General features: G+C 44.3%; 11 protein-coding genes. 7 read left to right on the plus strand and 4 right to left on the minus strand.

The features are described from left to right. Nucleotides 1-230 precede the first annotated feature (230 nt). From rplS to QP420_RS06125, 5 genes are all read left to right on the plus strand, one after another. Complete coding sequence (gene rplS, locus QP420_RS06105) at nucleotides 231-599, plus strand: 50S ribosomal protein L19 (protein WP_004127473.1); 369 nt, start codon at nucleotides 231-233, stop codon at nucleotides 597-599. A 35-nt stretch (nucleotides 600-634) separates the two neighbouring features. Then, the gene (gene lepB, locus QP420_RS06110) at nucleotides 635-1,474 is read left to right on the plus strand and encodes a signal peptidase I (RefSeq protein WP_481616854.1); all 840 of its coding nucleotides are present in this window, start codon (nucleotides 635-637) and stop codon (nucleotides 1,472-1,474) included. Nucleotides 1,475-1,493: 19 nt separating this feature from the next. After that, the gene (locus QP420_RS06115) at nucleotides 1,494-2,180 is read left to right on the plus strand and encodes a ribonuclease HII (RefSeq protein ID WP_481616855.1); all 687 of its coding nucleotides are present in this window, start codon (nucleotides 1,494-1,496) and stop codon (nucleotides 2,178-2,180) included. 322 nt (nucleotides 2,181-2,502) lie between these two features. Then, nucleotides 2,503-5,070, plus strand: a complete 2,568-nt coding sequence (locus QP420_RS06120; protein ID WP_481616856.1) for an ABC transporter ATP-binding protein — start codon at nucleotides 2,503-2,505, stop codon at nucleotides 5,068-5,070. A 109-nt stretch (nucleotides 5,071-5,179) separates the two neighbouring features. Continuing rightward, a complete protein-coding gene (locus tag QP420_RS06125; RefSeq protein ID WP_481616859.1) occupies nucleotides 5,180-5,854 on the plus strand; it encodes an HNH endonuclease family protein in 675 nt (224 codons plus the stop codon). Between the two features lie 302 nt (nucleotides 5,855-6,156). Here QP420_RS06125 and serS read toward each other — a convergent pair whose 3' ends face one another. The 4 genes from serS to QP420_RS06145 form a co-directional block, all read right to left on the minus strand. After that, complete coding sequence (gene serS, locus QP420_RS06130) at nucleotides 6,157-7,443, minus strand: serine--tRNA ligase (RefSeq protein ID WP_481616857.1); 1,287 nt, start codon at nucleotides 7,441-7,443, stop codon at nucleotides 6,157-6,159. Between the two features lie 196 nt (nucleotides 7,444-7,639). Next, nucleotides 7,640-7,957, minus strand: coding sequence for a DUF6725 family protein (locus QP420_RS06135; protein ID WP_481616860.1), 318 nt, complete (start codon nucleotides 7,955-7,957; stop codon nucleotides 7,640-7,642). Nucleotides 7,958-7,990: 33 nt separating this feature from the next. Beyond that, nucleotides 7,991-8,254 (minus strand): Txe/YoeB family addiction module toxin, encoded by a 264-nt coding sequence (locus QP420_RS06140; protein ID WP_004121095.1) that lies wholly within the window; start codon nucleotides 8,252-8,254, stop codon nucleotides 7,991-7,993. 22 nt (nucleotides 8,255-8,276) lie between these two features. After that, nucleotides 8,277-8,552, minus strand: coding sequence for a type II toxin-antitoxin system RelB/DinJ family antitoxin (locus QP420_RS06145; RefSeq protein WP_004131892.1), 276 nt, complete (start codon nucleotides 8,550-8,552; stop codon nucleotides 8,277-8,279). Nucleotides 8,553-8,781: 229 nt separating this feature from the next. On the opposite strand from QP420_RS06145, the gene QP420_RS06150 reads away from it, so the two are divergent. Then, complete coding sequence (locus tag QP420_RS06150; protein ID WP_415695991.1) at nucleotides 8,782-9,231, plus strand: DUF2442 domain-containing protein; 450 nt, start codon at nucleotides 8,782-8,784, stop codon at nucleotides 9,229-9,231. Nucleotides 9,232-9,430: 199 nt separating this feature from the next. Beyond that, nucleotides 9,431-10,360, plus strand: coding sequence for an ORF6N domain-containing protein (locus QP420_RS06155; protein WP_481616858.1), 930 nt, complete (start codon nucleotides 9,431-9,433; stop codon nucleotides 10,358-10,360). The last annotated feature ends 378 nt before the right edge of the window (nucleotides 10,361-10,738 follow it).

Consider the following 10,738-nt stretch of genomic DNA (forward strand, 5'->3'; position numbering starts at 1 on the left):
ATGTCCATTATGGAGCCTAAATTTATGTTCGTATGCTTTCAATAAGCGGATGCCGCATAGTCTGCTTATTAGTAGTCTAGTCAGCTTTTAAAGATTGGCAGATGGAAGCTCCCGTTAAGCAAACTTTTCGGGATGGATTATCAAAACGGGTAAAAAAGTGCAAAAATTATTGCAAAATCCCTGTTTTGGTTAAACTTGCGCTGATATGCGGCGGCGATGGAGGAATTATTATGGTGAATGCTGTAGAAGCATTTGATGCTAAGCATCTTAAGGCTGCCGAAGAAATCCCAGCTTTCCGCCCTGGAGATACCGTTGACGTTAACGTTAAGATTCAGGAAGGCAACAACACTCGTATTCAGACCTTTACTGGCGTAGTTATTGCTCGTAAGGGTGCTGGCGTTCGCGAGACTTTTGTTGTTCGTAAGGTTAGCTTCGGTACTGGTGTTGAGCGTCGCTTCCCACTTCATTCCCCAGCTATCGATTCGATTAAGCTGGTTCGTAGTGGTCGCGTTCGTCGCGCTAAGCTTTACTACTTGCGCGCTTTGCGTGGCAAGGCTGCTCGTATTGCCGAGCGTCGTGACAACAGCGCTGCTAAGTAAATTTATTTAGGTTAAGGATTTACATAAGGATTAATATGCATTCCGAAGACTTGCAAAATAGCGATAATCATATTGTTAATGTGGCAGGTCACGGCTTAAATCCTTCTCCTGTTCCACCCGAGCCAGAAGTTGAGCGTAATCTTGCTTCTGGCTCTGGTGTTATGAGCGCTTTTAAATTTGGCTCTAATCGTTGCAAAATCAGGGGAAATCACGTTTCTGGCAATGGCAATAAGGCAAAAACCGTAAAGCTTTTTAAAACTTCTTGGAAAGAGCTTGTTGCCTGGTACGTTTTGCCTATTGTTGTAGTGATTCTTTTGCGAATCTTTATTCTGGGCGTGTATTTTATACCGTCTGGATCTATGCTAGACACAATTCATATAGGCGACTACGTTGTTACATCTAAGTTGACTCCTAAGGTTTTTTCGCTAAATCGCGGCGATATTGTTGTGTTTGAAGACCCAGCTAATTGGTTAAATGGCGAAAGCAGCAGAGGTGGCATTCTTGCTGGCAGAGACTTAATTAAGCGCCTTATTGGGCTTCCTGGAGACACGGTTGAGTGCAAAGGGGACGGCGACCCTATTTTGGTTAATGGCGTTCCCGTTTTGGAGTCTGCCTACATTAGGCCAGGAGTAAGCCCGAGTGCTTTTCCGTTTAAAGTTAAAGTTAAGCCAGGCCACGTTTTTGTTCTTGGAGACAATCGCGCTAATTCCGCGGATTCTAGGTATCATAAAAACGATGGCGACGATGGCCTTGTGCCGATTTCTAAGATTGAAGGCGTGGCGTTTATGCGAGTTTGGCCGTTCAATCGTATGGGCATTTTTGAAAATCATAGCGACGCTTTTGATGATGTAAAAGCCAAGTCTGCAAATAAGTAGCGTAAGTAGCGGTGGGCAAGTGTCGGCAGTTATTCCATCTTTTGACTTTGAAAAAAATCTTTTGCAAAGTGGCTTCGATTGGGTTATTGGCTTAGACGAAGTTGGTCGCGGTAGCCTTGCTGGACCAGTTATGGTTGGCGCTGCGCTTTTTAGTGCGCAAAAGATTGAGTCGGGGTATTTTCCGCAGGGTTTAGCGGATTCCAAGCTTCTTAACGCGCATAAGCGAGAGGGTTTGCTGGAGCCGCTTGAAAATTGGTGTGATTCTTTTGCTGTTGGGTCTTGCACAAATAAAGAGATTGACGAGTGGGGCATTAGTTACGCTCTTGGTGTGGCTGCTATTCGCGCGATTAACGATGTTCAAAATCGCATGCGCTCTAGCCTTAAAGATGCGCGGATTGCTGCGATTTTGGACGGCCCGTTTAACTACATTGGCAAGGTTTTAGGCACTTTTGATGCGCCTAGTATGCAGTTTTCTGTAAAAGTTAACACTTTGGTTAAGGCGGACCAAAAGTGTGCGAGTGTTTCTGCGGCCTCCGTTATTGCTAAGGTTACTCGAGATTCGCTGATGATTGATTTAGCGCAAAATCCTAAGTACGCTGCTTACGATTGGGCTAGTAACAAGGGCTACGGTTCTAAGGCGCATCGTGCTGCGATTTTACAGCACGGCGCTAGTGATTTACACCGTTTAAGCTGGCATTTGGGGTAGTGCTTAAGAGGCGTTTTGGCTGCGTTTTGGCTGTAATTCGGGGTAGCGCTTGAGCGGCGATTTGTCAGTTTGCGCTCGCCTCGTTCGGCGTGTTGATGCCTGGCGTTTAGCGTAATCTTGTGTGTTATAAAGTGTAATTGCAATTTGTTAGAGATTAAGTTTTTAAAGAGTGTTTTAAGAATTTTGTGTGCTGCTTAGAGTTGTTTTGATGTGTGATTGTGTTGATTGTGATTGCGTTGATTTTAGATGGTTTTTAGATGATTTATCGGTTTGCAAATTGTAGTTCTTTGATGGGTTTTATTAACAAGAAAAGGATAGTTAAATGATTAGTCGTTTCTTTGCTTTTGTTCCAGGTGTTAAGCATCTGGTTGCCTTAAGAGCGGCGTGTCTTGCTATATCTTCTCTTGCAAACATTGGCTTTGTGTATGTTTGCGTTGGCATTCTTTCGCCTATTTTGATTCCAGCAAAATACACTGGTAAATCTTTGCTTAGCTCCGTTGAGTTAACGTCTTACTTAATCTCCCTTGTTGGTATTTTGATTGTAAAATACATTGCTTTTCATCAGTCGTGTATTATTTCCACCGAAATCGGCACTCGCGTAGCTATTAAGCTTAAGCCTAAAATGTTGCGCTCTATGATTTCTCTTAGTGCTTCCAATCGTCTTAGCTCTAGCGCGTATTCTTCGATTTGCGTAAATGACGATATTGCTTGGGTTCAGCGTTGGGCTGGCTTGCTTTTGCCTCAGATTCTTGCCGCTTTCCCTATGCCTTTTGCGGTTAGCATTGCGCTGTTTTCAATCAACACCTATTTGGCAACTATTTGCCTGTTTGCGGCTGTTTTTTCTGCGCTGGCTCTTGCTAGCGCGCTTTATAACGTTCGCGCCTCTCTGCGCTGTTTATGCGCGTTTTTGGCCTATTTTATGCTTGCTGTTGCTGTTGTTTGTACCGTGTGGCTTCTTTCTGTGCGTTCTGTTGGTCTTCCTGCTGCAATGCTAACTTTGCCGCTTCTTATGCTAAGCGTGGATCCAATTCGCCGAGTTGCCAATTGCATGCACATTAAAAATCGTGCCGCTTTGGGTCTAAATAATATTGGTGATTTGTTTAAAAGCGTTGCAAACAGTGAAGATTATTCTTTTGATTCAGAGTCTTTATTAGAAGAATTAGACAGCAAAACAACATTAAGCATTCCAGATGGTGCTAGCAATGTTTCGCTGCACGTTCGTTGCAATTTTGTTAAGAATAATCAGCCTTTGCGAGCATCGTTTAACGTTTCTAGCGGAAAACTAAACATAATGCCAAAAGAGTATTACGATTTGGTAGCAAACAACGTGCTTAATGGTGTTACTTTTAGCTCTAAATCCGACGTTGCGTTGTCGTATAACGATAGTTACGCTCTGCCTGATTTAGGTTCGCAATCGCCGTTTGTGGCGTCGGATTTTGGTGATATTTCGGGCAATTCTTCTTACATAACGCTTAATAACGCGGAACCTGGTGCGTTGGCAGATCTTGTAACAATTGTGCGCAAGAATAGTCACCTGTTTTCCGCCACTTTGCGCGAAAACCTGCTAATGGCCTCTAAAAATGCCACCACTACGTCTATGTGGCAGGCGCTGGGGGCTGCTCGCGTGGATGGCGTTGTTTACGCGGATTACAACGGTTTAGACTTGCGCGTTAGCAATATTAATGTGGAAAATAAGCAAGACGTTTTTAGGCGACTTGTTATGGCGCGTGCGCTTATTCGCCGAACGCCAGTGTATATTTTTGACTATTCTTCCCAAGATATTAGCGCTAAAGAGGCTAAAAACCTGTGCGATACTTTGCGCAAAATCGCTAGAAAAGCTACGATTCTTGTGTTCTTGCCAAGCGATAGCTATGCAACTAGCGCAGATAATTTGGTTAAGGTTAGTGTGTTTAACGGTTCGCGCGCGGCGGCTGGTGTGGCTGGCGTGGCTGGTGGTGCGGCTGGCGTTTCGGGAGATGCGGCAAGTGGTGCAGGCGCGCAAGTCGCAAGTAATATCGCAAGTAATACTGCAAGTAATACCTCTGGTAAAGTCGAAAATATTGCTCATAATAATGGCAAAAAGTCAAACGTGTCGGCTTTAAAGAAAGCATTATTTGCCATTCTTAGCGCATTTTCAACCGCAATCAACATTGTTTGCGCAGTGCTTATTCCCGTTTGTGCAATCGCCGCAATGTTTGCAATTGCCAGCAGGCCGCTTTTTGGGCTAGCTGTTAAAGACTACGTTCTTGTGTTAGTTATTTGCGCGTGCCTTAGGTGCATAACGCTTGTGGCGTCTTTTGCGGGGCTGGATTTGCATCACGCTCACCTGCATAAGGCTGGATTTAGTATGAGCGTTGGTATGGTTCTTTCGATTGTTCCAGCAATCGTTTTGCTATGCTACTTTAACGCGCAAATCGCGATTTTTGCGGCTGTAATTTGCTCGCTAATCGTGTTTATAATCCCAGGGCTGTTTAGGCTCAGTCTTAAAAACTTTATTAACAAGGTTCATCTAGATCAAAAAATGGTTGAGCTAGAAGTGGACGACGTGGAGCTTGGTTTAGAAGAAGTGCTGGCGTTCCGTCAGGGAGACCATTGCGTTAAGCGAGTTGTTGATTCAATGAAAAAGCTGGCTCAGCAGCGCGTTAGATTATCGCGCAAAGTGGGCAGAATGCAGGCAATTCTTATGTCTGTTGCGCTTATTGGCATCGCCAACGCAATCATGCTGGTTTCCAACACCATTCATCCGCTTGTTACTAAGAATCCGCAGTGGAACGTTGTGTATGCGGTTATGGCAATTATTATTCTTATTAGCCTTATCCAGCAGGTTCTAGACGTTGTTATTAGGCGTATTCCTTGGGTTGTGGATATTAATCATGCTGCGCAATCGTAGGGGGAGTGGGTCGCGTGAGTCGCGTGGGCTGCGTGAGTCGCGTGGGTCGCGTGGTGTAGTGGGCGCGCGTTATAGCAGCGCACCAGTATCTAGAAGCGTTACGGCTTTTATGTGGCTTGTGCTGCTTGCTGTTCTGGTGGGCATTGCTATTGGCTTAATTTTGCCAAAAATCAACCAAAATGTTGTAAATATTACGGGCGAATACGTTGCAATTGGGGATGCTGCGCAAAAACTTAGCCAGCTAAAGGTAGGTAGCTCGCACGCGTCGGGCTACAACAGAAGCGTTTTTGGCTATAGAACCACCGACGAAGATAAAAACGGATGCGATGTTAGAGAAGACGTGCTTGCGCGCGATTTGATGCATGTTCGCTTTAAATATGCTGGCTCTTGCAAAGTGGTGTCTGGGCTTTTGCGCGATCCATACACGGGGCTAAACATCAACTTTGTGCGCGGGCGCAAAACCAGTGCGCTTGTTCAAATCGACCATGTTGTGGCGCTAGAAAATGCTTGGCAATCTGGGGCGTGGAAGTGGAGTCGTGCTAAGCGGCTTAAGTTTGGCAACGATATGCTAAATCTTCTTGCTGTGCAGGGGGCTGCGAATCAAGAAAAAGGCTCTGCTTCTGCGGCTTATTGGCTGCCGTCTAATAAGACGTTTAGATGCGATTATGTGGCTAGGCAAATTGCTGTTAAGTACAAGTATGGGCTTAGCGTTACCAGCGCGGAAAAGCAGAGTATGGCGTCTGTTTTGCACGGGTGTTCTGCGCAGGCGCTGCCGACAAAGTAGTGGCGAGTTGCTCAAATTGGCGTGTTGAGCTACAAAATGCGTCAATTTTTCCCGACTTTGTACCATGTTTGGCATAAATCACGTACAAAATCCGTCAATTTTTCCCGAGAATGTTGTTCTGAACGGCAAAATCTGCAACAAAATGCGGCGTTATGCAAATAAAAAAGGTGCAAACCAAAACTGATTTGCACACTTATGCTTTTCCAATCGATTTGATTAATCAATCAAATCATGTTAATGGCTTAAAGCTATTTTTAGGCTTCTAGGCTCCTAGTTTCCTAGTTTCCTAGTTTCCTAGGCTTTTAGGCTTCCCACTTAGTAGGCTCAATAACCTCTTTGCCACCCATGTACGCTTGCATAGCCTTTGGAATATCAATCGAACCATCTTCGTGCTGATGATTTTCCAAAATCGCCACAAGCCAACGAGTAGTAGCAAGAGTGCCGTTAAGCGTGCTAACTGGGCGAGTCCCGCCATCTTCCATGCGCTCGCGAACGTTTAGGCGACGAGCCTGATACTCCGTGCAGTTAGACGTAGACGTCAACTCGCGGTAGCGGTCCTGAGTTGGAACCCAGGCTTCGCAGTCAAACTTGCGTGCGGCAGAAGAACCGAGGTCGCCAGCGGCGGTATCAATGATTCTGTAAGGAACTTCCACTTTTGCAAGCATTTCTTGTTCCATTCCAAGCAGCTTTTGATGCTCGGCGCGCGAATCTTCCTGCTTGCAGTAAACAAACATCTCTACTTTATCGAATTGATGCACGCGAATAATGCCAGACGTGTCTTTTCCAGCAGCGCCAGCTTCTCGGCGGTAACAGCTAGACCAACCGCAGTAGCGCAAAGCGCCATTGCTAAGGTCAAGAATCTCATCTTCGTGCATGCCAGCTAGTGCAACCTCAGAAGTGCCAACTAGGTACTGATCATCTGGTTCGCGCAGGCGATAAATCTCGTCTGCGTGCGAATTTAAGAATCCCGTTCCGCGCATAACTTCTGGGCGAACAAGCGTTGGCGTAATGGCAAGCGTAAAACCGTGCTCTTCTGCCTGGTCTACAGCCATTGTAAGCATTGCAATCTGCAAGCGTGCCACAGCTCCACGCAAGAAGTAGAAGCGCGAACCCGCAACCTTTACGCCCCTGCGCATATCGATTCCAGCAGCGCCAGTTCCAAGAGTTAAGTGGTCCTTTGGCTCAAACCCTTCCGCGGCAAAGTCGCGAGGAGTTCCAACCTTTTTAACAACTACGTAGTCGTCTTCTCCGCCTTCTGGGGCTTCGTCTTCTACAATGTTAGAAAGCTTCCACATTGCGGTTGTGTAGTCTGCCGTAGCTTGCTCGGACTGAGTCTTAAACTCTGCAACCTTTTGTGCTAGCTCTTTTGTTTGGGCTATGAGTGTTGCTTTTTCGCTATCTTGTGCGGCTGCAACCTTCTTTCCGATTGCTTTTTGATCGGCTCGGGCTGCCTCAAACGCCTTTAAACTTGTGCGGCGCAAATCATCTGCGCGAAGCACTTCATCGACTAGTTCTACAGACTCGCCACGCTTGCGCTGCGACTCCTTAACTATGTCGGCATGTTCACGAATAAATTGGATATCAAGCATGACTTCTAGCCTAGTGCCGCAAGGCGACAGATGCGCGACGACCTGCATTCGCGCTTAAAGCGTAGCGCGCGAACGACTTTCCGCGTTTTGTACGTGATTTAGGTTGATTTTGGTACAAAGTGCGGAGTTGTTTGACGCTTTTTGTTGTTCTGCGTGCTGGTTAGAGCTACAAAGTGCGGAGAATTGCTCGCGCGTATTAGATGCGATGCTTCCGCTCGGGTATTGGCTTTAATCGCACGATTGTGCGCGCGTCGATGAACATTTCTTGCTCGGGTCGGCTCCCGTTTGCGGCCGCGTCGCGCATAAGATGCAATGTTTCGCCGTCCCAGCTGATTACGTGACCAATCGCGTCGTGATACTCGATTTTTTGCCCGCTGGCATCGTCTGCTTGCGATCTGCCATCGGTTTGCAATCTTTCGCCGTCGCCTACTTGCGCAATTTTGTACGTTCGCACCACAATCCGCGCGCCAACTGGTATAAACTCTGGCAGAATCTGCCGCCTAATTAAGCTGATCGTAGTGCGCCTCCGCGTATCCGTGTCTCTGCGTTATTTATCGTCGTAGTGACCTTTGCAGGCATAGATTATAATCGTGTCATCTGTAAACGAGTATACGATTCTATCTTTGTCGCTCACTCGTCTACTCCAACAACCAGAATAGTTTCCTTTAAGTGGTTCGGGTTTTCCTTTTCCGTCGATTGGATTCCGCATAATTTCTTTAATAATATTGTTAAGCTTTTTACGAGTTTTATTATCGCTTTCCCAATAGAGATAGTCACTCCAAGCGTCTGGAGTCCAAGCAATTTTTCTCATTGTTTGAATCCTAATGTTTAATCTAATCCATGATTAAATTGTGCTCTTCGAGCTTTATGGTGCCATTTTTAACGCCATCAATCTGCGATTTTAAATATGCCTGATTTGACGGCGAGTAAAATGGGTCTAGCGAAAAATCTAACGGTATTCTCTTTTCACGACCAATCGTTTTGATAAACACGTTCAGCGCGGCGCTCATAGAGATTCCGAGTTCTTTGCAAACTCGTTCTGCGTTGAGTTTGTCTTCTTTCTTTGCTCGAAAGTTTACGTTTACTACGTCTGTTGTTGCTGTAGTCATCTGGTTCCTGCTCTTATGTTTTTGTGGGGAGTTTTGTACTTTTGCATAAATATATACGATAATTATATATGATGTAACGTAAATGTCATTAATAATGCAAGCAATTGTTGTTGATTTTGTGGTTTTGAGCTACATTTTCGGCATACATCAAATATCACTGTATCGTGATATAGTTATCAGTATGATTTAATGCGTAAAAGAGAAATCAGAAAAAGAAAGAGAGGTGAATGTGCCTGTAATTTCAAGGTTTTACAAGATTAAAGATGTAAAAGCGTGCGCAAATATGAGGCTCCTCGTGCATTTTGTAAACGGAATCGTTAAAGAATATGATGTGCATAATCTGCTGCGCAAGTTTCCAGCGTTTAAAGCATTGGAAGACGAAGAGTTGTTTAACAAGGTTGTTGTGGACACTGGCGGATATGGCATTGTTTGGAATGATGATTTAGATGTTTCTTGTGATGAGTTGTGGAATAATGGCGAGCAGATTAAAACGCCATTTGACAATTTAATGTCTTTTGCGGATGCGAGCGATTTGTGGAATTTAAGCGAGTCGACTCTTAGAAAAGCGGTGTCGTATAAGAAGCTTGTTAGGGGCGTTGATGCTCAAAAGTACGGCAAGCAGTGGGTTGTTACTCGTAGTGCGATGGTGCGAGAGTATGGGAATCAAGTTGGTGCTTAGAGCAACATTCTCGGGAAATCATCTTGCTTTGTAGAATTATATTTATGCGCTGATGCATGCTAGTTTTCTGCTAGTTGATAGATGTTATATGGCTTGTGCTTGATTTTTGTAATTTTGCTTGTGATTTATGGGGATTGTGTCAGAAGTGTAGTTTTTGTTGCATGGCGCTAGGTTTTACGTACATTTTTAGGAGGGTCTTATGGTAGATGGGAATAAAAATTTAACGATTGCGGAATCTAAAAACGCGTCTGTTGGAATGATAATAGACGCTAAAACAATAAAAGAAAAAATTTATAACATTCGCAATCAAAAAGTCATGCTTGATGTGGATTTAGCTGAGATATATGGATACAGTACAAGAGCGTTCAATCAACAAGTAAAAAATAACATAGAAAAGTTTGATAGCGACTTTATGTTTAAGCTAACCGCTGATGAGTTCAAAAACTTGATGTCGAAAAATTCTACATCAAGTTGGGGTGGTCGCAGAAAGCTGCCATATGCTTTTACTGAGCAAGGTATTTATATGCTTATGACTGTGTTAAGAGGCGAACTTGCCACAATGCAGTCGAAAGCGCTTATTAGAACCTTTAAACAAATGAAGGATTATATTGTTGAGAATAAGGATTTTATTGGCGCGAACGAGTTAGCGCAGCTTGCGATTCAAACAAACCAGAATACTAAAGATATAGCGGAAATAAAATCTCAAATGGCAACGAAGGAAGACTTTAATAAGGTAATGGATAATTTTATTAATCCAGATTCGTATAAACATTTTCTTCTTATGGACGGTAACAAAATAGAAGCGGATCTTGCGTATTGCAAAATATATAAGTCAGCTAAGAAAAGCATTTATGTTGTAGATAATTATATTGGTCTTAAAACGTTGGAATTATTACGCTTTGCTGGGGAAGGTGTTGAAATTGTAGTTTTTAGTGATAATGCTAGGAATAAGAATATGCTTACGGAAAGTATGTTGAGTGATTTTGTAAGCGATTATCCTAGTGTTGATTTGAAGTTTAAGACTGCTGGTAGGAAGTATCACGATAGGTATGTAGTTATAGATTATGGGACGGATGATGAGGCTGTTTATCTTTGTGCGCTCCGACCTACCTTTGCGCTTAAAGCGTAGCGCGCAAAGGTAATTCGGAGCGCTGAGCCGCTCAAGGCAGAAGCACTGCTTCTGCGCGGCGAAGACGTGAGCGCGCTGTAACGCGCGAGCGACAGGATATGCTTGAGCGTTTGTATCATGCAATGTTTGATGAGTTGTTAAAGAATCCTGAGTTAGAGTTTTAGCGTTTTTGTGCGCTCCAATCTACCTTTGCGCTTTGATGTAGTGCGCGAACGACATTTCCGCATTTTGTACGTGATTTGGGTTGAATTTGGTACAAAGTGCGGAAGGTTGTTCCGCGTTTTGTACGTGATTTGGGTTGTGATATGTACCCCTTTTTCTGGACACATATCCCTTTTACTTAATCACACTATCCACGCTGCGTGGATACTTCCCTGT

The organism is Bifidobacterium sp. UMB1197 (assembly GCF_030217745.1).
Taxonomy (GTDB): domain Bacteria; phylum Actinomycetota; class Actinomycetes; order Actinomycetales; family Bifidobacteriaceae; genus Bifidobacterium; species Bifidobacterium vaginale_B.